The sequence below is a fragment of the Bacillus sp. FSL L8-0199 genome, from assembly GCF_038005705.1.
GTDB classification, from domain to species: domain Bacteria; phylum Bacillota; class Bacilli; order Bacillales; family Bacillaceae_G; genus Bacillus_A; species Bacillus_A cereus.
Map to the genome: position 1 here is coordinate 4,470,109 of NZ_JBBOTS010000001.1, position 23,463 is coordinate 4,493,571.

Below are 23,463 nucleotides of genomic sequence, written 5' to 3' on the forward strand. Positions count from 1 at the left end.
TTATATTTCTAATAAGTATATTTTTATAAGTATTTTTATTTAGTAACTTGTTGGCGCAAGTTACTTTCTTTGTTTATAAGCCTTAATAAAATCAATCATTGAACTGGTTTTAAATATCTTGGTCTATATTTTTTAACTTCTTGGATCTCACCAGTACGGTCATTTGTAATATATTCTTTTCCGCCCTTTTCTTTATGCTTTGTGTAAGTATCGATGCCTAATCGCTCGGCAAACTCTTCGGTTAACGATTTTTCACCTTGCATTTTCTGCAATTTATTCAAAATGCTTACAGAGGCTAAGTTGAATAGTGTTATATCTTTAAAGTTTTGGTAATCCCATAAAAACTCCATGATTTTCTCTCCAATAGGCGTATCCATTCCGATTTTTTTAATTTCATTTATGGTAAAAAAATAATCTTTCATTTCATAACGAGCGCCATCATAATTTTTATCGATTGGAAATATATTCATAAAATCCCGCGGCGTTAACACCTTCATTAAGTTTTCTAAATAGCTTATTAAAAGAAATCTATTCATTAGGTAGTCATAATTCGAAATATCATTTTTTGACCTTGAAATATATCTAACCCCTGAAAAAATTGCTTTTTTATACGTATCCTTGCTTAATGATTTTGTTTCCTTATCTTGTTCCTTTAACTCATTAACTGCATTCATAAACATTCTGAGATATATCTCAACATAATCTGGCTTACTCTCGTGTATTCCCTCAATAACACGTAACTGATCCATTACCTTTGCCACCTTTTCTTTTTAAGTTTTTGACTCAGAAAACAACGAATGAAAATAGCCTTACTTACTGCATTTCTATAAAATCCATTTGTGCATTTAAAAACGATATTTCCTCGCTTAATACAATTGGTAGCGTGTATTCCTCAACTATTTTCACTGCTACATTTAAGTGACAACGTTTAATTGCCTTATGACTTTTCACGCCAAATTCGCGGTATAATTGGTTATAAATATCACGGTACACTTTTCCTCTTAATCCACGATTTCTATAGGCATTAGACTGTTTTCCGCCTAGCAATATGACTCCTTGACGCTTTACGGCAGTAGAGATTTCATCACATTCAATTGCGAATAATGGTGTATTTTCTTTCAAGTCTTGTACATCCGACTTTATCTCTTCGATTGCTTGCTGCTGGCCTTCTAATGCTTCGAATGTAAGTTTTAAAATACTCATTGGGTCTGTAGCCACTTGATTCTTTTCCCTCATGTTGAAATATCCATCAACAAATTGATCGTAGATATCCCATGCTTTTTCATCTTCTAAAATTTTTAGTAATTTAAAATATCCTCTTTCAGAAAGTAAATAAATATTACCGTTACGCCCACGATAAGAATTTACGGCTTGTTGTGTAAATCCATATTTTTTAATCTCGGTATCCGTCAAACCGACACCTAACAAATCAATAATGTCTATCCCATCTTTAAACCGTTTTCTATTTTCGTTAATACGTTCATTGATTCGTGATGATTGTCTCCCATGAATAACGGCTATATCCTTAACTAACATTGCTTTCTTACCTTCACCGAATCCCCCCTCAATTCCAGTAAATTCATATCCAGCTATGTTTCTTCTTCCTAAAAGACGTATTTCACTTGCTACTGTTAACTGATCCATCTTATTCCCTCCTAAACTTATAAACTTGGAATTACACGAGTTGCGCTAGTATAACGGTGTACTAAATGCATTTCTCCATCCGTTTTCTTGAAAACCAACCAATTATCAGGATTTAAGCTGTATGATTTGAGATGCATTTTTTCACGTTTAGTCAATCTTTTTCCGTTTTTCATTCATTACTCTCCTTTCAGGCTTGTCCACTATATCTCCTCACTTCATTAAGCTATGCTCAATGAAGCTTAAAGCCTACTTTTCTTGTTCAGTTGCAACTAAGTTTGGATTTTTTCTTGTAACTTTTACTTTTATGCCAAATCGCAACTGGTATAGTTCTTCAAACACATCTTCAATTCTTTGGTCTCCATAGACTTCTTCAATAATTCTTAATTTCGTTTGTTTAACCACCAACCTCATCACCTCTTGATAACACCATATGATTCATTTTCACTGAGACAACACTCAAAAATTTTTATAAAAATATTCCCTGAGGGAACATTTGAGACTAAAAAAAATCGACCTGTTCCTCAAACAAATCAACTACATCTGATTTCAACACATTCGCCATTCTAGAAGCTAAGTTATAAGAAATTTTCTTCTTATAATGGTGGTTATTAATGAGCTTGTAACAATAACTACAAGAAATACCAAGTGCATCAGCTAATTCGTGATATTTATATCCAGAATTTTTAAATGCTGTTTTCAGTTTTGTTTCTTCTACATTTGTTTTCATTTGATGACTCCTTCCTATATCTGTGTAAATTACCTTAACATTCCCTGAGGGAAAATTCAAGACATATTTTTTCGCATTTTATTAAATAATCGGCTGTTTTATATCATTGATTTTCCCTACAGGAAACATTATAATAAACTCAACAAACCACTTATATGAGGTGATTATTGTGGAGTTTAAAGATCGACTGCGTCAATTACGAAAAGAGCGTAAATTAACTCAGACCGAGGTCGGCAAGGCAATCGGCGTTACTGCTGGCAGTGTTTCTAAATTCGAAACAGGTCTTAAACCAGCTTCTCGCGAAACCGTGGAACGTGCTGCTAATTTCTTTGAAGTACCTATTGATTTTATCTTAGGGAGGTCTGACTCTCGCGAAGTAGATGAGGATTTTAACAAGAAATACCACGGTATAAAGTCTCGATTAGAACAATTACCTGAAGAACATCAAGAAATCGTTCTACAAAATATGCTATCGATCATGGAAAGTCTTGAAAAATTAAATAATCCAACTGAAAAATAGTGGTGGTAACTGGATCATCACTATTTTTTTAGCTTGTTTTAATATTAAATGCTGTTTCAATGTATCGTTGTATATCTTCTTCATTTTGAGAAGCTTCAGCAATACATTTTAGGAACGATTTTAATATCTCTTCTGTTCCCATAAATATATCCCCCTTCCGTTCTCTGTAGGTATATAATAACATTTCCCCACGGGAATATTCTGAAAAGTACATTACTTTTCGTTTTTTCATTTTAGTTGACCATAAGAAAAAGACTGAGAAAATTCTCAGTCTTTAATTTCCAAACGATTTAACCACCGGGCTTAATCGTTTCTTGCATATATGTTATCATTTCATTTTGTTTGTAGTGATCTGGTTTCTCTGCGGTATATCCGCTCAACGCTGTGAATACTGTTAATGCAATTAAGATTGTAGAAGCTATCTTTTTCACTGCAAAACACTCCCTTTCCTATGTTCCCCTTAAAATTCATCATCGATTTAATTAACCCCGATTGATCTCCTCTTTTGTAAATCTCTTTTGCAACCAAACTTGTAAAAAAATAATTAGATTGCAGCAGAAACTTTTGAAAACATTCATATATCTCGTTCGGTGAATTGCTTACAATTCCCTTATAGTATACCAGAAAATCTTCTTCTTCCCCATCATATAGGGATTCTTGAAGCAATTTTAACATTTGAGTATCTGGACTATTTTGAAATTGTATTAAGTGTGGGTCTGAATCCTTTGCTAAGGGTTCGCCTAAATATATCTTAGCAAAATCTAGATTATAACGCACTTCTTTTTCGTACGTTTTGTCTCCGACCTTTTTAAATAGCGTGTAACTGTCCTCAAAGTATTTGAGGCTCTTTTCCTTGTCCTCACCTAGATAAGACATTCCTAGTATGTACAATGCGTCTGAGATGGTCTTTTCGCTGATATTAGCATCTATTATTACATTAGCGAATTTCCTAGCTAAATCTAAATGATTATAGTGTAAATATACTGGGGCAAAAATTTCTGCCACTCGATATATATAACATTCTTTAATATAAGATTTTCTATCACTATCAACAGCTTCAACTTGAGCTTCGATTTCTTGGATTAATTCCAACATTAAATTGTACTTCTTTAAGTGGAAATAATTGTAACACTTCATTATATCCATAAGAATGTTTAGAACTTTATCTTTGGGTTGTCCAACTTTTTTCAGTTGGTTAACAATTTCCGTTCCATGAACTTCTCCGATGATATATTGATACAAGATTCCATATACAGAAACATATTCACGTATAGTTCCTGTTTCATCTTTATGCTTTGTAAGTAATTTCCCTAAAAGATTAATATTCCGTGTTACACAAGCATATTCAAAACTTTGTTTTATAGCCTCAGTAGTATCTAGTTCTAGACACCATTCGGCCATTGTTTCTTTAAATGTTTTATCTTTCTCACTTAATATATGTGACAGCTTAACGAGCTGACAAAATCCAATTGCGCCTTTATTTTTAAATTTTGACATGTATTGTCTAGAAACTCCGATTTGTTCTGCTACATAGCTTAGGCTTAAATCTTCCCGATCCTCAATTATTCCGATAATCTTTTTGTGAAATCTCAATTGAAAAGCCCCCTTCATTTCAAACAAATAACGCCTTCTCCCTATATTTACAAAATATTCTACCATATAAATGAGAACGTGTATTCTCCTATTCTTCTGAAAAATATTGAGAAAGTTTTTATAACCGTAATCACTAGTTACAATTATACATTTCATTTGAGATATGGTTGCGAACTGTCTTTTCACTTATAAAAAGTTCACCTGCAATTTCCTTCGTTGTTTTATCTTGAACCAGCAATTCAAATACTTCTCTCTCTCTCTTTGTGAGTAAAGGTTTAGATTGATACGCTTTTTCCTTCAACTGGTATAACCCTCCTTGCTTAAGCCAGAGCTGTGTATGTGTAAGTTGGGTGTTTATTTAGTCAAGATATTGTATGAACGAAATGTGCAGGTGGTGAATAAAAATGGGCTTTATTTCCTATGTTATTTTAGACTTTTATACAGTGCGTACACTCTTTTTATCCACTTACTTTCCAACGCGCCATATTTGTTCTAGCAATATACTTACAACCGTACCTACAAATAAACCATTACCGAATATATATTGCATAATAGACGGCAAGGATTGGAGTGCTCCAGACGGTAAAAACATTACGCCGCTGCCAAATAATACTGCAACGCCTAAGATCGTTACATTCCTTTCACTCATCGGCACTTGTTTTATATTATTAAATCCAATTCCAATTAACTGTACGAACGAAGCCATTAAAACAGCCGATGCAACAGCTGATGGTAAAGATGCTAAGTAACGAATAATACTTGGAAAAAGAGACATTACGACTAGTAATGCACATGCCATTAAGAACGATCGTATATACTTTTGTTTTGTTAAACGTATAAATCCTGCCGTTGCTGGTAACGGAACGACACCTACAGTTGAAAATACAGAAGAGATGAGATGTGAAATCCCCCCAACCCATGTTCCATCTTTCAACTGTTTTTGTTCAATAGTCGCTTTATGAATAGTTGCTTGATTAATTGCTATAATAGCTGCCACCGTATTCGAAACTAAAATACATACCATAACGAAACTGGATACAGCCATACCAGTATTCCATTTTGGAAGTCCCCAAGCAAATATATGTGGAAGTTGCACAAAATGAGTTACTTGAGATGGGATTGTCACTTTTCCTGCAATGAGAAAAATAATCCACCCACTAATTAATCCTATTAAAACTGCATAACTTTTGACAAAGCCTTTTCCAAAATTAGATAGTATAATAACGAACAGAAATATACTAAACGCGATCATTGCTGTAAATCCGTCGATTTGAGAAATAGTAGCTGTAATTCCTAACATTCCTTTTAAAAATACACCACTTAATTGTAAACATAATAAAAGTAAAAACGTCCCTGTCACAAGCGGCGTAAATAAAAATAAAATACGTCCTATAAAACCAGTTACTCCTAATCCTATTAAAATAACACCGGAGATTATTATTCCTAATTCTAAAATTTGCAGTGTACTATGTAATTGATCCTGTCCGGCCGTTGCATAAGCAAGTACGGTAAATACACCAACCCAAGATCCAGCCGGCCCATCCGCAATTGGCAGTCTATGCCCAAGCCACCCTTGTAAAAAAGAAGATATACCAACTACAAAAAACGTACGCTGCATTAAATAAAATATTTCTTCCGTCGTAAGATGAAATAATCCGCCAACGACAATTGGTAGTGCGATTGAATTTGCTAATAAAAATATAAACCATTGCAAAGTTCCCATAATATGATTTTGGTTATGTTGATTGTCCAATTTTTTCATCCCTTCTAGCTTTCCTATAAAAATATATTGTAAGAATAAAAAAGAAGAGTTCTATACTCACCATTAGAACCCTCCTCAAAATATTTAAACGATTCTTCTACACAAGATTATTTAATTCCACCTCATTTAAACTTCCAACAACAATATTTCCTTTATACACGACTAAACGTTTTTCTGTTTGACGCGCTACTGCTTCAGCAGCGCATGTCGCATTCGTCAAAACAAAGCTCGCTTCATCCCCTACATTCGGCCATACTCGCTTCCCTTCATTATTTAACGTTTCTTTTCCTCCTGTAATAAAGCGGAGTGCTTTTCCTAAAGACCTTTCGTCACTCCACCCAAAACGCTCTGCTAATCGATTCGCCTTTTGAAGCATATCACCTGTTCCAAACGGTGACCAATGATCTGTAATGCTATCATTGCCTAATGCAACCTTAACACCTTTTTTATCTAATAACGGAATTGGGATTACTTGTTTACCAATTGGCACTGTTGAAGTAATATCAATATTTACATTTGCGAGTCTTTCTGCCACTTCTTCAGCCTCTTTATCAGTAACACCACCAAGTCCAAGTGCATGACTAATCGTTACACGGCCTTGCCATCCTGCTTCTTCTGTTAAACTTGCCAATCTCTTCATCGTAAACGTTCCAAGATTATTCGCATCGTGCAAATGAATATCAACATCCGCATTAAATTCTACTGCGATATCCATAATTGTATGTAATGACTTTTCAATGTCATTATCTACTGTAGCTGGATCTACTCCTCCGACTAGATGAGCACCCATACGCATCGCATCTTTCACGAGTTGCACAGAATCACTGCGCAATAATCCATGTTGCGGAAACGCAACAATTCTACTAGACACTCGATTTTTATATGTTTCTAATGCCGCTAACGTCGCCTCCAGATTACCAAGCCCAATAATCGGATCGACATTACAATGCGTTCTAATATTCGTTGCACCATTTTGCAGTAGTAACTCTAGCATATTTTCCGCTCTATTTTGGGCAGTCGCTAATTGCTTTGGTAAAATTTTTTCTTCTTCATTAAAACGTGTAAAAATACTTTCTGCTGGCATACAAGCTTTCCATGGGCCACTATAATATGTTTTATCAATGTGAATGTGCATCTCTTTGAAAGCTGGCAACATTAATAAGTTCTTAGCATCAAAAGTTACTATATCTTCCTCTTGAACAATCCCTTTTATAATTTTTTTAATTCGACCATCTTCAATAAGTAAACTGCATAATTCTGTTTCTGTTTGTGAAATTCTCTCTTCTTCATATGTATATCCTGATTCAAGCATTACGTTAGTCAACCAATATACTGTCATCTCTATTTCCCCACCCTTTATTAAAAATCACCTCATAACTACAAGTTTAATATCCACTGAAAATTAAGACAATTAATACGATCACTTCTCACAAAAAAATGTAATACAACCCCATAGTCTTCTCATAAATTTCCATATAGAATAAAAGTATGCAGTTTGATATAAAAAGGAGTTGATTGGAATATGTCAAAAAAGTTATGTAAATCCGAAACTGATAAAATGCTATTTGGTATATGTGGTGGTTTAGGAGAATATTTTGATATTAGCTCTACTCTTATTCGTATCATTTGGGTTATTGCTGTTTTATGTTTTGGGACAGGATTTTTAGTTTATTTCATTTGTTTATTACTTATGCCACGTTCGTACTAACGGCATTATTTCACATACTTAAGAAGAGAAATCACCTATAGAATCCTATAGGTGATTTTTTCATGAAGAATATTTCATCGTTAAATGTAATACCGCTACTTCTTCTTCTTCATTTTTATAAATATGCTTCTTATTCGCTTCAAATTGAATGGAATCAAACTCATTTAATTCGTATACATCATTCTCCACTTGAATAGACACTTTCCCTTTCATTACCGTTACAAGCTCAATCGCACCTTCATGATGAGCTTCTGGCTCATATATACTATTTGATCGTAAACAAGCGCGGTGCATTTCCATCCCTGTTTCTTTCGTATAACGGAACATCGTTTCTAAATGCCACGCTTGTCCTTCATCTACTGCAAATCCTTCTCCACAGCGCGCAACAGCTACAGGTTCTCCAACAACCATTAATCTGGATAAAGGAATTGATAACCCTTTCGTTATTTTCCAAATGACAGCTAGTGTCGGATTTGTTTCCCCTCTTTCGATCTTTCCTAATGTTAATTTACTAACTCCTGTTTTATGAGCTAATTCTTCTAAACTTAATTTCTGTTCATTTCGAATTTGTCTCAATAACTGTCCAACTTGTTGAATGACTTCTTTCGTTTGCATATCTTCATTTTCTTTCATATATAAAACCACCTTAAAGTATAAAATAGTTTACTTTTAATAATTAAAAGTATATCATACTATACATAATTATTTATTTTCGAAAGGAGTGTTATACTTCATGCGCGCAATTTTATTAGGTCTTTTATCATCGGCCTTTTTTTCTGCAACCTTTATTATTAATAGAGCAATGAATGTATCTGGAACGAGCTGGGCTTGGACAGCTTCCTTCCGTTTTTTATTTGCTCTTCCTATTTTATTCCTTATCGTTTTATTTCGCAAAAACTTTAGGGGATTATGGGAAGATTTAAAAAAACATCCATTGGCATGGATCGGATGGGGTTCTGTTGCCGGTATTGGTTTTTATTCTTTATTAAGTTTCGCAGCTGTCTTTTCTCCAGCTTGGCTCGTTGCTGGAACTTGGCAAGTTACGATTTTAGCTGGTTTACTACTATCACCACTATTTTTCGTGAAAATAGAAACAAAATCAGGTACGAAACTTGTACGTGGAAAAATTCCACTTCGTAGCTTATATGTTGCATTATTTATTTTACTTGGTGTAATTTGTATGCAAGCAACTGCCGCAGGCCATATTACAATGACTCAGTTCATTTCAGGTTTTTTACCTGTCGTATTAGCCGCTTTCTTATATCCGTTCGGTAACCGAAAAATGATGGAGCTTGTTGGTGGACGCCTTGATACGTTCCAACGTGTATTAGGAATGGCAATTGGAAGTCTTCCTATAACAATCTTGCTTGGTATATACGGATTTTCTACTACTGGCATTCCAACATCCAACCAAATACTTCAAGGATTTTTGTTAGCATTATGTTCCGGCGTTATTGCAACGATGACATTTTTCTTTGCTACTGACTTAGCAAAAGATAACCTCGCTCTACTTGGAGCTGTTGAAGCAACACAAGCTGGAACGATGGTCTTTACCGTACTTGGAGAAATCATTTTCTTAAATGGTTCACTCCCTGGAGGACTTTCTCTCATCGGAATGATTATTATCATGTTAGGAATGGTTGCAAATAGTATTTTAAACCGTTCTGTTCCAGTCGTTAAACAGAAAAAATCGGCATAAAAAAAGGGTATGGTTCTATAGAGATGAACCATACTCTTTTTTATTGTCCCCCTATTTCGCCTTATCAGAATAGTATTTCATTGGCTGCTTATACTAAAACTTATGTTATAATACGTTTCATGCGCATTAATAGGAGGTAAATTATGTTAAAAAAAGCAATCGCTGAATTTATTGGTACATTTGTACTTGTATTATTCGGAACTGGAGTAGCTGTCACTGGCGGCGGAATTGAAGGAATTGGAACATTAGGAATCGCTATGGCTTTCGGTCTATCTATTGTAGCTATGGCATATAGCATCGGAACAATTTCTGGATGTCACATTAACCCAGCAGTATCAGTAGCTATGTTCATCAACAAACGAATGAACGCTATGGAACTTTGTTATTATGTATTAGCTCAAATTTTAGGTGGTTTATTAGGAACTGCAACGTTAGTAACAATTTTAAAATCTGCTAAAACACCTTTAGATAATTTAGGACAAAATGGTTTCGGAACTCTTGGTTTATCTGGAGCATTTTTAGTTGAGTTCATTTTAACTTTCGTATTTATTTTAGTTATCGTTGCTGTAACAGGTAAAAAAGGAAGTTCTTCTTTAGCTGGACTAGTAATTGGTTTCACATTAGTTTTAATTCACTTATTAGGAATTCCGTTAACTGGAACATCTGTTAACCCAGCTCGTAGTATCGCACCAGCTTTATTTGTTGGTGGAGAAGCACTTTCTCAACTATGGGTATTCATCGTAGCACCAATTCTTGGTGGTATCTTCGCAGCTATCGTAGGTAAATTCATTTTAAATACTGAAAAATAGAATTTTCAATATTTCTGAATAAAAAAAGGCGAGCCCTCATTATGAGGAAGCTCGCTTTTTTTATTCTTTCATTTTAGACTTTAAATTTGTAACTAATTGATCTACCGTTACATTTGCAAGTACGTTTTCCATCGCTTCTTGCGCTTGCATTAAAATAATTTCTAATACTGATTGAATATTAGCTCCTACTGGACATTCAATGTTGGGATTTTCATGGAAGGAAAATAGCTGTCCTTCTTCTACAACTTCCACTGCTTTATATACATCAAGTAATGTAATTTCTTCTAAATCTCGAGCAAGTGTCGTACCACCTTTACCAGCTTGTACATCAACAAGTCCTGCTCTCTTCAACATTCCTGTAATGCGACGAATCACAACTGGATTTGTATTCACACTACCGGCAATCCATTCAGAGGTACAGCGAGAGTTTCGATCTATCGCAAGTAATGTCAGCATATGAACACCTACTGTAAAACGACTACTAATCCCCATCTGCACACCCTCCTTTTTATTCATTCTATTAAAAGACGACTCTTATCATTATATACTATTTTTAATTTATACATAAAGAAAAAGCATGATTTCAATAAGAAATCACGCTTTTCTCTCATTATTGACGCTTTATAAATTTCGCTAAATCTTTAAATTTCACTTTATCTGAGTAATTCATTACGCCGTTTACGTAAATGCGGCTTGTAACAGCATTTAATACCGCAATTGTCGCCAATAAGACTGCTAATGTTATCGTAATTTCTAGCATACCTGCTTCACCAGCTACAATACGTGAGAAGGTAACCATCGGTGTAAAGAATGGAATGTAAGAACTTACAACGACGATAGTACTATTCGGATCACTTAATGATTTAATACTAATAAAGAATGCAGCCATAATTAAAATCATTACCGGGAAAGATACAGCTTGTAAATCCTCCGTCTTAGACACGACAGCTCCAGCAGCAGCATACATCATCGCATAAAGTAAATATCCCGTAATGAAATAAACAAGAAACATGCTGATAACCTTTGCATCTAATTTCGTAAAGTCAATTGGAATACCAAATAGTGAGGCACTTTCTAAATCGACCCAACCTAACAAATATGGAATAAGATAACCACACGCCAATATGACAAGTTGTAATAACGCCGTTGAAACAACCGCTAAAATTTTCGCATACATCATCGTAAGAGGCTTCACTTTCGGAAGCATTACTTCCATTACACGTGACGCCTTTTCAGATGCAATATTCATTGCGATTGTATTTCCGAACGCTACAATAAACATATATAAAGCAAATGTAAAGAAATAGGCAATTCCGAAAGAAGATGTACGATCTTTTATCGCTTCTTGCTTTACTTGAATTTCTGTTTGTAATTGCTGTGCAATTTCTGGTGAAACATTATTTTTGGCAATCGTCACCATCGTATATTGTTGCTTTAAATATCCTGCCATAATTGCAGAAGTTGCTTGGCTTGGAAATCCATTATACATATATGTAATCGATGGAGCCCCATCCTTTTCCGTCACATGGAATAGACCATCTAAATCGCCTTCTTCTACTTGCTTATGCAGTTTATCAAAATCATCCTTTGAACCAATTGTTATTTTTGCTGATGGCAATAGCTTATTTAGCTCATCTTTTTGTACTTTATATGTGGAACTCTCTACTACAACTGCAATTTTATCTTTATCCTTATTTTTATCATCGCCTGAAGTAAAATGATTAAATGCAAAAATCCCAAACACAACTAAAAATAAAATCGCACTCGTAATTAATGATTTTTTAGATAAAAATGCTTCCCTAAAATAAAATGAAAATACGTGAGAAAATTTACGCATCGTTATTTCGCCCTCTCTACAAAGATTTCGTTTAACGTCGGCTCTAACATTTTGAATTGTCGTAAGCTAACACCTTGCTCTTGCAACTGTTGCAAAATCTTGAGAGCTTCCGCATCGTCTTGTACTTTCACATAAAGAAGGCCTTGTTGTTTTTCATACGATACATGTATAGCTTCTAATCCCTTTTCATTCTCTACTGTATCTTCAATCGTTAAATTACGGAAACCGTATTCTTTCTTAATATCACTTAGCTGTCCTTTTACGACTGCCTCACCTTTTTTCAAAATACATACATGTTGGCAAAAAGCCTCTACTTGTTCCATACGATGACTTGATAAAATAATCGTCTTTCCGCTCTGTACTTGTTCTTCAATAATACTAGCTAACATCCCAGCATTAACTGGATCAAGGCCGCTGAATGGTTCATCTAAAATGAGAAGTTCCGGATTATGAAGAAGAGCAGCAATTAATTGGATTTTTTGCTGATTCCCTTTTGAAAGCTCTCCAGCCGTTTTAAATTTATATTCTGGTATCGCTAAACGCTCTAACCAGTGATCAATAGCATGATCTACTTCTTTCTTCGACATTCCTTCTAATCTACCAAAATATCGCAGCTGATCTATTACTCTACTTTTTGTATATAAACCTCTTTCTTCTGGTAAATACCCAATTGTTACACCACTATTTCCAAATGCTTTTCCATCCCATGTAATCGAACCTTCATTAGGCGTTAATAATCCGAGAAGCATTTTGATTGTTGTTGTTTTCCCTGCACCATTTCGTCCAAGTAACCCTAGTACTTCACCTTTTGGTAACGAAATTTGCAAACCGTTAACTGCTTTTGATTCCCCAAATTGTTTCGTTAAGTTTTGAATTTGTAAACTCAAAGTATAAAGCCTCCCCTTTAGTATCATTCGTGCTCTCTTTCAAAGACTATGTTTATTCAAGACAAAATATAGCACCACGCTTCATCCTCTTATATGTAAACATCGTCATGAATCCATCATTTGTTCTATTTAGTTAAAATTGTAAATAACAAAGTTCTTTTTGTCAATTATAATTGTCATTACGACAATAAAAATTGTCAAAACAACTATTATTATTTTGCTCATCTTTCTAATATAGGACATACTACTATATATACAAAAGACAATATGCAAATGTTCATATAAAAATATTATATTTTAATATATAATATAAAATGATTTTCTAACATCAAGGAGGATACATATGAAGATGAAGAGGGGCATTACCACTTTATTATCTGTAGCAGTTCTATCTACATCACTTGTAGCATGTTCAGGAACACCAGAGAAAACAGTGGCGAAAGAAGAGAAAGTAAAATTAACAGAACAACAATTAATGGCTGATTTATGGTATCAAACAGCCGGTGAAACGAAAGCACTTTACTACCAAGGGTACAACATTGGTCAATTAAAGCTTGATGCAATTCTTGCAAAAGGGACAGAGAAAAAACCTGCTATCGTGCTTGATTTAGACGAAACTGTTTTAGATAACAGTCCTCATCAAGCAATGAGCGTAAAAACAGGCAAAGGCTATCCTTACAAATGGGATGATTGGATTAACAAAGCTGAGGCTGAAGCCCTTCCAGGCGCAATTGATTTCTTAAAATATACAGAGTCTAAAGGTGTAGATATTTACTACGTCTCAAATCGTAAAACGAATCAACTAGATGCAACAATTAAAAATCTTGAGCGTGTAGGTGCTCCTCAAGCAACGAAAGAACATATATTACTACAAGATCCGAAAGAAAAAGGGAAAGAAAAACGCCGTGAACTCGTTTCTCAAACCCATGATATTGTCTTATTCTTCGGTGATAACTTGTCTGATTTCACAGGTTTTGATGGAAAATCTGTAAAAGATCGTAACCAAACAGTAGAAGATTCAAAAGCACAATTTGGTGAGAAATTCATTATTTTCCCGAATCCAATGTATGGTGATTGGGAAGGCGCTTTATATGATTATGATTTCAAAAAATCAGATGCAGAAAAAGATAAAATCCGTCGCGACAACTTAAAATCATTTGATGTAAAATAAAAGAGGATGGCATTCGCCATCCTCTTTTATTTTACTTTCTCTGTTAAAGGCAAGATAAATACTTCCACACGTCTATTCTTTGCCTTTCCTTCTTGCGTATCGTTTGGAGCAATTGAACGGTATTCTCCGTATCCAATCGCACTAAATTTTTCTGGTTGTAATTCTTTATTTTGCAGTAATACTTGCATAAAATTAACTGCCCGCTGCGTACTTAATTCCCAATTCGACGCAAACTGCGCATTGGCAATAGGGACATTATCCGTATGACCCGATACTGTAATTTCACGAGGTGACGCTGAAACAAGTAAGCTAGACATCTCTTTTGCAATCCCTAAAGATTCTAATTTCACATCTGCTTTCCCCGAATCAAACAGTATATTTTCTAATATTGTCACCATTAATCCCTTTTCAGTTAATTTAGTTTGAAAAGAAGAGGATAATTGTTTTTCATTAATATATTGATCAATCTTTTTTTGTAATGCTTTCAATTCATCCATCTCTTTTTTTTCTTTAGCTCTAGCTTCTTCTTGTTTTTTTGCTTGTTCTGCCTCAAGGCTACTTGCTGATAATTCTTTTTCATCATTTGGCTTTTGATCACTTAAAAATTCTTTGTTGCCTGTTCCCCCAGCTAATTCACTTCGAAAAGCAACTGCCATCTGTTTAAACTTCGCAGCATCTATACTACTCATTGCGAATAAAACGATAAACAATGCAAATAACAACGTTAACATATCAGAATATGGAATTAACCATGTTTCATCGATATGCTCATCATGTTTTTTCTTTTTACCTCTTCTATTTTTCTTACTCCGCATTTTTTTCTGCTCCTTTTTCTAGCTTTTTACGCTCAGTTGCAGAAAGTGCACCTAAAATACGGTTCTTCATAATAAACGGATATGTACCTTCTTGTAACATTAATAAACAATCAATGATTAAACGTTTTTTCTCAATTTCAGCTGAAGATTTTTGCTTTAACTTATTTGCAAATGGATGCCATAATACATAACCGGAAAAAATACCAAAAATCGTTGCAATAAACGCACCCGAAATAGCATGACCTAACTTTTCAATATCAGTTAAGTTACCAAGCGCAGCTACAAGACCGATAACAGCACCTAAAACTCCTAATGTCGGTGCATACGTACCAGCTTGTGAAAAAATAGCAGCTCCCTTTGCATGTCTTTCTTCAATTGCCTCTAATTCAGATTCCAAAATCTGCTCTAAATCTTCTGCGGATACACCATCAATCACAAATTTCATACCGCGCAAAAGAAATTCATCTTGAATTTTGTCTAATTGTTGCTCTAAAGACAAAATACCGTATTTTCTACTTTCAGATGTCCAATGAACAAATAATTCTAGCAACTGTTCATAACTTAAATCCTTTTTATTTGAACCAAAAAGAACTTTAAATAGTTTTGGAACCCTTTTTAGTTGATTCATCGGAAATGCAATACATACTGCAGCAAATGTACCGATAAAAATAATTAATGCTGCGGCAGGATTTAATAAGGCTGTTATGTCAGCGCCCTTGACGACCATCCCTACTACCACTGCTACAAATCCTAAAATAAGTCCAATAATTGTTGCAAAATCCATTCCCATTCACTCCTAGTCTATACAAGAAGTTCTCTATTCTCGATAATCGCTACATCTTCTTATGTATATATATTACATAAAAAATGCATTTCATGAAAGATAAGAAATGAATTATATAAAAAAATACTACAAATTCACACATTTTCTGACATTTTCTTTGCATTTCTATTACGTTATGACTCTTATATTCCTTTTCCAACAAACTAGATTTATAATAAAAAAACATTACACATTCTATTAAGAAGGGACTGTGATTACAAGGCATCATGAAAAAGATAATAATTATTTCTGCCACTACTATTGTAATCGGTATCACATCTTTCGCTTACTTTGGTTCTAAATCACCACTACATCATGAAGCGAAAGCTGTCGAAAGTCAAAAACATACTAACCATAAAAAAGAAGAAATTCCTGATTTTCCAAAAGCTGATCATAATGCAAAGAAAATAGACAATGACTTTTCAGTTGTAACAAATCCAAAATCTAACCTTGTCTTAATTAATAAACATCGAAAACTACCAGATGGATACACTCCTGAAGACTTAACGAGACCAAATGTACCATTTACTAGTCCAAAAGATAAAGAAAAAACATTACTACGCAAAGATGCTGCAGAGGCACTTGAAAACATGTTTAAAGCTGCGAAAAAAGAAGGGCTTGATCTTACAGCTGTATCTGGTTATCGTTCATACAAACGCCAAAAGTCGTTGCATGATACATACGTTAGACGCCAAGGAAAAGCCGAAGCTAATTCAGTAAGCGCAATTCCTGGTACAAGTGAACACCAAACGGGTTTAGCAATGGATATTAGTTCAAAATCAGCTAAATTTCAATTAGAGCCTATCTTCGGGGAGACAGCAGAAGGAAAATGGGTCGCAGAACATGCTCATGAATTCGGCTTTGTCATTCGTTACTTAGAAGATAAAACAGATACAACAGAATATGCATATGAACCATGGCACTTACGCTACGTTGGTAATCCATACGCTACATACCTATATAAACATCACTTAACATTAGAAGAAGTGATGGAAGACAAAAAATAAGAGAGCAAATTGCTCTCTTATTTTTCTTTCACTCTATCATTGTAGTAATTTCTTCTTCCATTCTTCAGGCCATGGTTCGCCTCTTCCTGTTTTTTTCGACGCTTGAACCATCATTCCACGACCTACTAAACAAACCTCTCCTGCTTCATTCTTCACCATATAATGTAAATCTAAAGAAGAATTCCCAACCGACCCTGCTTTTACATACACCTTCAACTGTTCATCAAAATATATTTGCTTAATAAAATTACATTGTAAATCCGCAACAACGATCATCGTTTCTGATGATGCATGTGTCCACTCTTGCATAAATCCAAGTTCTTTAAACAACGCAATACGAGCTTCTTCAAAATAAGTAAAAGCAACGACATTATTTACATGTCCAAACATATCTACTTCACCAAAACGAACCTTTACAGGGTTGTAAAACGAAAAACCACTTTCCCATTGCTCAAAGTCTTCAATATAAGAAATCCTCTTCATTGTTATCTCTCCTTTTCATCTTAAAATAAACAGAATAAACAGAAAAATATAGTTATAAATATTGCCTCTTCGATATGAAGAGGCAATATTTATTAATAGTTATTATCGCTACCAAAGAAATCTTTGAACGATTGAATTGTTGTATCACGGTTTAATGCCGCAATTGAAGTTGTTAAAGGAATACCCTTCGGACATGATTGCACACAGTTTTGCGAGTTACCACAGTTTGCTAGTCCTCCATCTCCCATAATTGCACGTAAGCGATCTGCTTTATGCATTTCACCCGTTGGATGTGAGTTGAATAAGCGAGCTTGTGATAACGGTGCTGGTCCAATAAAATCAGACTTACTGTTTACGTTTGGACATGATTCTAAGCAAACACCACATGTCATGCATTTTGAAAGCTCATAAGCCCATTGACGCTTTTTCTCAGGCATTCTTGGTCCTGGACCTAGGTCATACGTACCATCAATTGGAATCCACGCTTTAACGCGTTTTAGAGCATTAAACATGCGACTACGATCAACTTGCAAGTCACGTACAACCGGGAATGTCTTCATCGGTTTTAAGCGAATTGGTTGCTCTAATTGATCGATAAGTGCCGTACATGATTGACGTGGTTTTCCGTTAATCACCATCGAACATGCACCACATACTTCCTCTAAGCAGTTCATATCCCATGCAATCGGAGTTGTTTGGTTCCCTTTTGAATCAACAGGATTACGACGGATTTCCATAAGTGCTGAGATAATATTCATATTCGGACGATATGGAATTTCAAACTCTTGGTCAAAGGCTTGCGCATCTGGCCCGTCTTGTCTTGTAATGATGAGGCGGATTGTTTTCTCAGACATGTTGTTTATCCCCCTTCTCTTCACCCTTAGCAGCTACATCGTGTTTTGAAGAATAATCACGTTTACGTGGTTTAATTAACGAAATATCAACGTCCTCGTAATGGAATGCTGGTGCATTTCCTTCTCCCTCAAATTTTGCCATCGTAGTTTTTAAGAAGTTTGCATCATCACGATTTGGGAATTCAGGTTTGTAATGCGCCCCACGGCTTTCATTACGGTTATATGCGCCAATTGTAATAACACGTGCTAACTCAAACATATTTGCAAGTTGGCGTGTAAATGAAGCACCTTGGTTACTCCATCTTGCTGTATCGTTAATGTTAATACGTTTGTAACGAGCCATTAATTCTTCAATTTTCGCATCTGTTTCTAATAATTTTTTATTTTCACGAACTACTGTAACGTTATCTGTCATCCATTCTCCAAGCTCTTTATGAAGAACATACGCATTTTCGTTACCATCCATCGTTAAAATATTGTTAAATTTCTCTGTTTCGATTAATTCATTTTGCTCATATACAGTAGATGAAACAGCATCAGATGATTTAGAAAGACCTTTCATATATTCAATTGCGTTTGGTCCCGCTACCATACCACCATAAATTGCTGATAATAGTGAGTTCGCACCAAGACGGTTACCACCGTGCATAGAATAATCACACTCACCTGCTGCAAATAAACCTGGAATATTTGTCATCTGTTTATAATCAACCCATAGTCCGCCCATTGAATAGTGAACAGCTGGGAAGATTTTCATCGGTAGTTTACGAGGATCATCCCCTGTAAATTTCTCATAGATTTCAATAATTCCACCTAGTTTAATATCTAGTTCTTTTGGATCTTTATGAGAAAGATCTAAGTACACCATGTTTTCACCGTTAATACCTAGTTTTTGCTCTACGCAAACATCAAAGATTTCACGTGTTGCGATGTCACGAGGTACAAGGTTTCCGTAAGCCGGATATTTTTCTTCTAAGAAGTACCATGGTTTACCATCTTTATATGTCCAAACACGTCCACCTTCACCACGTGCAGATTCACTCATAAGACGTAATTTATCGTCTCCAGGAATTGCCGTTGGGTGAATTTGAATGAACTCACCGTTTGCATAATATGCGCCTTGTTGATATACAGCAGAAGCTGCTGTACCTGTATTGATAATGGAGTTTGTTGATTTTCCGAAAATGATACCAGGGCCCCCTGTTGCCATAATCACGGCATCTGCTCCGAAACTTCTAATCTCCATAGTTTGTAAGTCTTGTGCAACGATTCCTCGGCACACACCTTCATCATCAACAACAGCTCGTAAGAAATCCCAACCTTCATATTTCGTTACAAGTCCTGCTACTTCGTGACGACGTACTTGTTCATCTAATGCGTAAAGTAATTGCTGTCCAGTTGTTGCACCAGCAAATGCTGTACGGTGATGTTGCGTTCCACCAAATCGACGGAAATCAAGAAGTCCTTCTTCCGTACGGTTGAACATAACACCCATACGGTCCATTAAATGAATGATACCAGGTGCTGCTTCACACATCGCTTTAACTGGTGGTTGGTTCGCTAAGAAGTCCCCACCATAAATTGTATCGTCAAAGTGGATCCATGGAGAATCCCCTTCACCTTTCGTATTTACGGCACCGTTAATTCCGCCCTGAGCACATACAGAATGTGAACGTTTTACTGGTACTAAAGAAAACAGTTCAACATTTACTCCTGCTTCTGCCGCTTTAATCGTTGCCATTAAGCCAGCCAAGCCACCGCCGACTACTATAAGTTTCCCTTTCATGCTCTCCCACTCCTTACTGGTTTGCTAGCTGTGGATCGATGAACGCTAATAATGCACTCACACCTACATAAGATAAACCTAAGAAAATAGCTAATGTTACATAAGTAGAGATTCTTTGTGAACGTGGAGATACTGTAATTCCCCAGCTGATGCAGAATGTCCATAGTCCATTTGCAAAGTGGAAAATTGTTGAAACAACACCAACTAAGTAGAATGCAAACATAGCTGGATTGTTTAAAATATCTGCCATCATATCATAGTTTACCTCTTTACCTAACATTGCTTGAATACGAGTTTCCCAGACATGCCAAGAAATGAAAATCAGCGTAACGATACCTGAAATTCTTTGGAAAACGAACATCCAGTTACGGAAATAACCGTAAGAAACCGCATTGTTCTTAGCTGTAAATGCAATATATAAGCCATATATAGCATGGTACAGTATCGGTAAAAAGATGATGAAAATTTCTAGCGCATACCGGAATGGAAGGAGCTCCATAAAGCCTGCAGCTTTGTTAAAAGCCTCTGCTCCTCGTGTTGCAAAGTTGTTTACAATTAAATGTTGCGTCAAAAAGACACCAACCGGGATGACCCCCATTAATGAGTGCCACTTACGAAACGTATACTCGCGGCCTTTCATGTCCCCATTACCCCCCTTGAATGTTTGACTGCTGTTTTCAGATTAGTTTATGACAATAATGTTTTTTCACTATTGGCATAAGAAAAACTGAAAAAATTATTCGAAATATTTCAGCATAATTTGATACCAAGTTCATTTTACTCCTATTTTTGTCGAAGCGTCAAGAAAACGTATACATAATTTGCATATAATTTGCCAATTCTTTTTTTCTTCTTATATATTCAGATTTTCCTAAAGAAAAATCTGTTTTTATAAATGTGAAATGTTATATAATAATCCCTATAGAAAGAGGGGAATATTGTGAGTAAAAATACAATCGATACAACATCTTTAGAAGATGTTTCATTGAACGCCTTCGCTTATGAATTGCTACGTGAAGAATTACTACCTGATTTAATCGGCAACGATTTAGATGGTATTTTATACTGGTCTGGTAGAAACCTTGCAAGAAAATATCCGCTAGAAACAATTGAAGAAGTCATTCAGTTCTTTGAAAAGGCTGGCTGGGGCACTTTAAGCATTGTTGAACATAAGCGTCGTGAAATGCAGTTCCAACTTAAAGGCACACTCATCGCAGAACGTCAAAAACAAAAACGACATTCTTCTTATCAACTAGAAGCCGGATTCATCGCTGAACAAATCCAAAAGCAACGGAACGTCGTTGCGGAGTCATACGAAGAAAAGAAAAAACGTTCTGACTCTATTACATTTCTTGTAAAATGGGATATAAAAGATCTCATTGAAGTGTAAGCATTACCTACAGTCAACTAGACATATCAGTTTAGTTGACTTTTTTGTATTTTCATTCAGATGCGTTTATTTTAAATCTTCAGAAATTATACCAAAAAACAGAAGACGTTGTAAACTACAACGTCTTCTTATCTGTTAAATACGTATAAATCGTCTCCGCGACATTTTTCGGCATACCCGCTTCGACAAATTCCTCTATAGAAGCTTCTTTCATCTTCTTTAATGAACCAAAATGTTTTAACAATACCTTTTTCCGTTTATCACCGATTCCTGGAATATCATCCAATGCTGATTGAATGACAGATTTCCCATGTAATTGACGATGGAATGTAATCGCAAATCGATGCACCTCATCTTGAATACGCTGCAACAAATAAAATTCTTGGCTATTTCTCTCAAGTATCACAGGTTCCGGTGGATCCCCAATAATTAAATGGGAGGTTTTATGTTTATCATCTTTTACAAGACCTGCCATCGGAATATATAATCCGAGCTCATTCTCTAAAATATCACTTGCAGCCGCTAGATGGCCTTTTCCTCCATCAATAATAATCAAATCAGGTAAAGGTGAATTTTCTTTAAGCGCCCTTGTATAACGGCGCCTCACAACTTCTCTCATAGACTCATAATCATCTGGTCCTTGAACCGTTTTAATTTTATATTTCCGATACTCTTTCTTCGCCGGTTTCCCATCGATAAAAGCAATCATTGCAGAAACGGGATTTGTTCCTTGAATATTTGAGTTATCAAACGCTTCAATACGATATGGCGTTTCAATCCCAAGCTGCTTCCCTAAATGATCTACCGCTTTAATCGTTCGTTCTTCATCACGTTCAATTAAGTAAAACTTCTCTTCAAGAGCAATCTTCGCATTTTTATTTGCCAATTCTACAAGGTCTTTTTTCTTACCACGTTTCGGCTGCGTCGCTTCCACTTCTAAAAAGCGCTCTACTAATTCCGAGTCTATACTTCCTGGAACGACAATTTCCTTCGGCTTAAAATGACTACTGTTTTCATAAAATTGGCCGATAAACGTTAAAAAACCCTCTTCTGGTTCATCGTAGATTGGAAACATAGAAACATCACGTTCAATTAGCTTTCCTTTTCGAACGAAGAAAACTTGAACACACATCCATCCTTTATCCACTGCATATCCAAACACATCACGATCCACTAAGTCACTCATAATCATCTTTTGTTTTTCCATAATCGCATCAATATGAGCAATTTGATCACGCAACTCTTTTGCACGTTCAAACTCTAGTTTCTCTGAAGCCTCATACATTTTTATTTCTAGTTCTGAACGAACTTCTTTATGTCCACCATTTAAAAACTTAATAATTTCATCTACAATTTCTTTATTTTGTTCTTCCGTCACTTCTTTCACACAAGGTGCTAAACATTGACCCATATGATAATACAAACAAACTTTATCTGGCATATTCGTGCATTTCCGAAGTGGATACATACGATCTAGCAGTTTTTTCGTTTCATGAGCAGATTGTGCATTTGGATAAGGACCAAAATATTTCCCTTTATCCTTTTTTACGTTTCGAGTAATGAGTAAGCGCGGTTGCTTCTCCGCCGTAATTTTAATAAAAGGATATGTTTTATCATCTTTTAATTGAATATTATATTTCGGATCATATTTTTTAATTAGATTTAACTCTAAAATAAGTGCTTCTAAATTCGAAGAGGTTACAATATATTCAAAATCAACAATTTCTCCTACAAGCCGCAGTGTTTTCCCATCATGTGAACCAGTAAAGTACGAGCGCACACGATTTTTAAGCACTTTTGCCTTTCCGACATATATAACCGTTCCTTGCTTATCTTTCATTAAATAGCAACCAGGTTGATCTGGTAAAATAGCCAACTTCTCTTTCAAATGTTCGTGCACTCGTCTCCCTCCATTTCTACATACTTAGCATTTTTATTTTCCCTTGAA

Annotated in this window: 27 protein-coding genes; 7 read left to right on the forward strand and 20 right to left on the reverse strand. The window is 35.3% G+C overall.

Annotation, left to right across the window (positions count from 1 at the left end; all coding sequences use genetic code 11):
* Nucleotides 1-95 precede the first annotated feature (95 nt).
* The 5 genes from NST86_RS23010 to NST86_RS23030 form a co-directional block, all read right to left on the reverse strand.
* The gene (locus tag NST86_RS23010) at nt 96-749 is read right to left on the reverse strand and encodes a hypothetical protein (RefSeq protein ID WP_340934453.1); all 654 of its coding nucleotides are present in this window, start codon (nt 747-749) and stop codon (nt 96-98) included.
* A 64-nt stretch (nt 750-813) separates the two neighbouring features.
* Entirely contained in the window at nt 814-1,644 is an 831-nt protein-coding gene (locus NST86_RS23015) for an ORF6C domain-containing protein (protein ID WP_000372564.1), read from the reverse strand.
* Between the two features lie 17 nt (nt 1,645-1,661).
* Entirely contained in the window at nt 1,662-1,817 is a 156-nt protein-coding gene (locus NST86_RS23020; RefSeq protein ID WP_000788394.1) for a DUF6906 family protein, read from the reverse strand.
* A 73-nt stretch (nt 1,818-1,890) separates the two neighbouring features.
* Nucleotides 1,891-2,049 (reverse strand): hypothetical protein, encoded by a 159-nt coding sequence (locus NST86_RS23025; RefSeq protein WP_340934887.1) that lies wholly within the window; start codon nt 2,047-2,049, stop codon nt 1,891-1,893.
* A gap of 94 nt (nt 2,050-2,143) precedes the next feature.
* Entirely contained in the window at nt 2,144-2,371 is a 228-nt protein-coding gene (locus NST86_RS23030; protein WP_044798152.1) for a helix-turn-helix domain-containing protein, read from the reverse strand.
* Between the two features lie 169 nt (nt 2,372-2,540).
* Here NST86_RS23030 and NST86_RS23035 point away from each other — a divergent pair, with 169 nt between their 5' ends.
* Nucleotides 2,541-2,891, forward strand: a complete 351-nt coding sequence (locus NST86_RS23035; protein ID WP_000394560.1) for a helix-turn-helix domain-containing protein — start codon at nt 2,541-2,543, stop codon at nt 2,889-2,891.
* Between the two features lie 333 nt (nt 2,892-3,224).
* On the opposite strand, the gene NST86_RS23040 is transcribed toward NST86_RS23035, so the two are convergent.
* The 4 genes from NST86_RS23040 to NST86_RS23055 all read right to left on the reverse strand — a co-directional run bounded on the left by NST86_RS23040 (nt 3,225) and on the right by NST86_RS23055 (nt 7,585).
* Entirely contained in the window at nt 3,225-4,502 is a 1,278-nt protein-coding gene (locus NST86_RS23040; protein WP_157404400.1) for an AimR family lysis-lysogeny pheromone receptor, read from the reverse strand.
* Nucleotides 4,503-4,617: 115 nt separating this feature from the next.
* Nucleotides 4,618-4,785 carry a helix-turn-helix domain-containing protein gene (locus NST86_RS23045; RefSeq protein WP_000659485.1) on the reverse strand — a complete coding sequence of 56 codons (168 nt, stop codon included), beginning with the start codon at nt 4,783-4,785 and terminating at the stop codon, nt 4,618-4,620.
* 165 nt (nt 4,786-4,950) lie between these two features.
* The gene (locus NST86_RS23050; protein WP_016118683.1) at nt 4,951-6,246 is read right to left on the reverse strand and encodes a purine/pyrimidine permease; all 1,296 of its coding nucleotides are present in this window, start codon (nt 6,244-6,246) and stop codon (nt 4,951-4,953) included.
* A 97-nt stretch (nt 6,247-6,343) separates the two neighbouring features.
* Nucleotides 6,344-7,585, reverse strand: a complete 1,242-nt coding sequence (locus tag NST86_RS23055; protein WP_000219559.1) for an amidohydrolase family protein — start codon at nt 7,583-7,585, stop codon at nt 6,344-6,346.
* 183 nt (nt 7,586-7,768) lie between these two features.
* On the opposite strand from NST86_RS23055, the gene NST86_RS23060 reads away from it, so the two are divergent.
* Complete coding sequence (locus NST86_RS23060) at nt 7,769-7,954, forward strand: PspC domain-containing protein (protein WP_000038411.1); 186 nt, start codon at nt 7,769-7,771, stop codon at nt 7,952-7,954.
* Nucleotides 7,955-8,014: 60 nt separating this feature from the next.
* On the opposite strand, the gene NST86_RS23065 is transcribed toward NST86_RS23060, so the two are convergent.
* The gene (locus NST86_RS23065) at nt 8,015-8,587 is read right to left on the reverse strand and encodes a helix-turn-helix domain-containing protein (protein ID WP_000661924.1); all 573 of its coding nucleotides are present in this window, start codon (nt 8,585-8,587) and stop codon (nt 8,015-8,017) included.
* A gap of 100 nt (nt 8,588-8,687) precedes the next feature.
* Between NST86_RS23065 and NST86_RS23070 the strand changes: the two genes are divergently transcribed.
* Together NST86_RS23070 and NST86_RS23075 are read left to right on the forward strand one after the other, a co-directional pair.
* Nucleotides 8,688-9,653 (forward strand): DMT family transporter, encoded by a 966-nt coding sequence (locus tag NST86_RS23070; protein ID WP_001201625.1) that lies wholly within the window; start codon nt 8,688-8,690, stop codon nt 9,651-9,653.
* Between the two features lie 143 nt (nt 9,654-9,796).
* Nucleotides 9,797-10,462 (forward strand): aquaporin, encoded by a 666-nt coding sequence (locus tag NST86_RS23075; RefSeq protein ID WP_000913213.1) that lies wholly within the window; start codon nt 9,797-9,799, stop codon nt 10,460-10,462.
* A gap of 60 nt (nt 10,463-10,522) precedes the next feature.
* Here the strand turns inward: NST86_RS23075 and NST86_RS23080 are convergent, their stop codons facing one another.
* The 3 genes from NST86_RS23080 to NST86_RS23090 form a co-directional block, all read right to left on the reverse strand.
* A complete protein-coding gene (locus tag NST86_RS23080; RefSeq protein ID WP_000512998.1) occupies nt 10,523-10,954 on the reverse strand; it encodes an Rrf2 family transcriptional regulator in 432 nt (143 codons plus the stop codon).
* Between the two features lie 118 nt (nt 10,955-11,072).
* Complete coding sequence (locus NST86_RS23085) at nt 11,073-12,299, reverse strand: ABC transporter permease (protein WP_016118684.1); 1,227 nt, start codon at nt 12,297-12,299, stop codon at nt 11,073-11,075.
* A gap of 2 nt (nt 12,300-12,301) precedes the next feature.
* On the reverse strand, nt 12,302-13,186 hold the full coding sequence (locus NST86_RS23090; protein ID WP_000058117.1) for an ABC transporter ATP-binding protein: 885 nt from the start codon (nt 13,184-13,186) through the stop codon (nt 12,302-12,304).
* 343 nt (nt 13,187-13,529) lie between these two features.
* On the opposite strand from NST86_RS23090, the gene NST86_RS23095 reads away from it, so the two are divergent.
* Nucleotides 13,530-14,357, forward strand: a complete 828-nt coding sequence (locus NST86_RS23095) for a 5'-nucleotidase, lipoprotein e(P4) family (protein WP_044796505.1) — start codon at nt 13,530-13,532, stop codon at nt 14,355-14,357.
* Between the two features lie 26 nt (nt 14,358-14,383).
* Here the strand turns inward: NST86_RS23095 and motB are convergent, their stop codons facing one another.
* Both motB and motA read right to left on the reverse strand, forming a co-directional pair.
* A complete protein-coding gene (motB, locus tag NST86_RS23100) occupies nt 14,384-15,172 on the reverse strand; it encodes a flagellar motor protein MotB (RefSeq protein WP_001256734.1) in 789 nt (262 codons plus the stop codon).
* Nucleotides 15,162-15,956: a flagellar motor stator protein MotA gene (gene motA / locus NST86_RS23105; protein ID WP_000344853.1), complete on the reverse strand. Its 795-nt coding sequence runs from the start codon at nt 15,954-15,956 to the stop codon at nt 15,162-15,164. The genes motB and motA overlap by 11 nt, the downstream gene beginning before the upstream one ends.
* A gap of 266 nt (nt 15,957-16,222) precedes the next feature.
* Here motA and NST86_RS23110 point away from each other — a divergent pair, with 266 nt between their 5' ends.
* A complete protein-coding gene (locus NST86_RS23110; protein ID WP_016118685.1) occupies nt 16,223-17,002 on the forward strand; it encodes a M15 family metallopeptidase in 780 nt (259 codons plus the stop codon).
* Between the two features lie 36 nt (nt 17,003-17,038).
* On the opposite strand, the gene NST86_RS23115 is transcribed toward NST86_RS23110, so the two are convergent.
* From NST86_RS23115 to sdhC, 4 genes are all read right to left on the reverse strand, one after another.
* Nucleotides 17,039-17,485: an acyl-CoA thioesterase gene (locus NST86_RS23115; protein ID WP_000822736.1), complete on the reverse strand. Its 447-nt coding sequence runs from the start codon at nt 17,483-17,485 to the stop codon at nt 17,039-17,041.
* A 92-nt stretch (nt 17,486-17,577) separates the two neighbouring features.
* Nucleotides 17,578-18,339, reverse strand: a complete 762-nt coding sequence (gene sdhB / locus NST86_RS23120) for a succinate dehydrogenase iron-sulfur subunit (protein WP_001291827.1) — start codon at nt 18,337-18,339, stop codon at nt 17,578-17,580.
* A complete protein-coding gene (gene sdhA / locus NST86_RS23125; protein ID WP_000676750.1) occupies nt 18,332-20,125 on the reverse strand; it encodes a succinate dehydrogenase flavoprotein subunit in 1,794 nt (597 codons plus the stop codon). The genes sdhB and sdhA overlap by 8 nt, the downstream gene beginning before the upstream one ends.
* Nucleotides 20,126-20,138: 13 nt before the next feature.
* The gene (gene sdhC, locus NST86_RS23130; RefSeq protein WP_000678354.1) at nt 20,139-20,765 is read right to left on the reverse strand and encodes a succinate dehydrogenase cytochrome B558; all 627 of its coding nucleotides are present in this window, start codon (nt 20,763-20,765) and stop codon (nt 20,139-20,141) included.
* A gap of 300 nt (nt 20,766-21,065) precedes the next feature.
* Between sdhC and NST86_RS23135 the strand changes: the two genes are divergently transcribed.
* Nucleotides 21,066-21,515, forward strand: coding sequence for a YslB family protein (locus NST86_RS23135; protein ID WP_000042226.1), 450 nt, complete (start codon nt 21,066-21,068; stop codon nt 21,513-21,515).
* Between the two features lie 115 nt (nt 21,516-21,630).
* Here NST86_RS23135 and uvrC read toward each other — a convergent pair whose 3' ends face one another.
* Entirely contained in the window at nt 21,631-23,415 is a 1,785-nt protein-coding gene (uvrC, locus tag NST86_RS23140; protein WP_000544295.1) for an excinuclease ABC subunit C, read from the reverse strand.
* Between the last annotated feature and the right edge of the window lie 48 nt (nt 23,416-23,463).

What these genes read in the sequence shown, in the direction of transcription:
- NST86_RS23075 (WP_000913213.1), top strand. Translation starts at nt 9,797, where the DNA reads ATGTTAAAAAAAGCAATCGCTGAATTTATTGGTACATTTGTACTTGTA.
- sdhC (WP_000678354.1), bottom strand. Translation starts at nt 20,765, where the DNA reads ATGAAAGGCCGCGAGTATACGTTTCGTAAGTGGCACTCATTAATGGGG.
- NST86_RS23065 (WP_000661924.1), bottom strand. Translation starts at nt 8,587, where the DNA reads ATGAAAGAAAATGAAGATATGCAAACGAAAGAAGTCATTCAACAAGTT.
- NST86_RS23115 (WP_000822736.1), bottom strand. Translation starts at nt 17,485, where the DNA reads ATGAAGAGGATTTCTTATATTGAAGACTTTGAGCAATGGGAAAGTGGT.
- NST86_RS23030 (WP_044798152.1), bottom strand. Translation starts at nt 2,371, where the DNA reads ATGAAAACAAATGTAGAAGAAACAAAACTGAAAACAGCATTTAAAAAT.
- NST86_RS23080 (WP_000512998.1), bottom strand. Translation starts at nt 10,954, where the DNA reads ATGGGGATTAGTAGTCGTTTTACAGTAGGTGTTCATATGCTGACATTA.
- NST86_RS23095 (WP_044796505.1), top strand. Translation starts at nt 13,530, where the DNA reads ATGAAGATGAAGAGGGGCATTACCACTTTATTATCTGTAGCAGTTCTA.
- NST86_RS23070 (WP_001201625.1), top strand. Translation starts at nt 8,688, where the DNA reads ATGCGCGCAATTTTATTAGGTCTTTTATCATCGGCCTTTTTTTCTGCA.
- NST86_RS23020 (WP_000788394.1), bottom strand. Translation starts at nt 1,817, where the DNA reads ATGAAAAACGGAAAAAGATTGACTAAACGTGAAAAAATGCATCTCAAA.
- NST86_RS23060 (WP_000038411.1), top strand. Translation starts at nt 7,769, where the DNA reads ATGTCAAAAAAGTTATGTAAATCCGAAACTGATAAAATGCTATTTGGT.
- NST86_RS23040 (WP_157404400.1), bottom strand. Translation starts at nt 4,502, where the DNA reads ATGAAGGGGGCTTTTCAATTGAGATTTCACAAAAAGATTATCGGAATA.
- NST86_RS23015 (WP_000372564.1), bottom strand. Translation starts at nt 1,644, where the DNA reads ATGGATCAGTTAACAGTAGCAAGTGAAATACGTCTTTTAGGAAGAAGA.
- motA (WP_000344853.1), bottom strand. Translation starts at nt 15,956, where the DNA reads ATGGATTTTGCAACAATTATTGGACTTATTTTAGGATTTGTAGCAGTG.
- NST86_RS23110 (WP_016118685.1), top strand. Translation starts at nt 16,223, where the DNA reads ATGAAAAAGATAATAATTATTTCTGCCACTACTATTGTAATCGGTATC.
- NST86_RS23055 (WP_000219559.1), bottom strand. Translation starts at nt 7,585, where the DNA reads ATGACAGTATATTGGTTGACTAACGTAATGCTTGAATCAGGATATACA.
- NST86_RS23085 (WP_016118684.1), bottom strand. Translation starts at nt 12,299, where the DNA reads ATGCGTAAATTTTCTCACGTATTTTCATTTTATTTTAGGGAAGCATTT.
- sdhA (WP_000676750.1), bottom strand. Translation starts at nt 20,125, where the DNA reads ATGAAAGGGAAACTTATAGTAGTCGGCGGTGGCTTGGCTGGCTTAATG.
- motB (WP_001256734.1), bottom strand. Translation starts at nt 15,172, where the DNA reads ATGCGGAGTAAGAAAAATAGAAGAGGTAAAAAGAAAAAACATGATGAG.
- NST86_RS23050 (WP_016118683.1), bottom strand. Translation starts at nt 6,246, where the DNA reads ATGAAAAAATTGGACAATCAACATAACCAAAATCATATTATGGGAACT.
- sdhB (WP_001291827.1), bottom strand. Translation starts at nt 18,339, where the DNA reads ATGTCTGAGAAAACAATCCGCCTCATCATTACAAGACAAGACGGGCCA.
- NST86_RS23010 (WP_340934453.1), bottom strand. Translation starts at nt 749, where the DNA reads ATGGATCAGTTACGTGTTATTGAGGGAATACACGAGAGTAAGCCAGAT.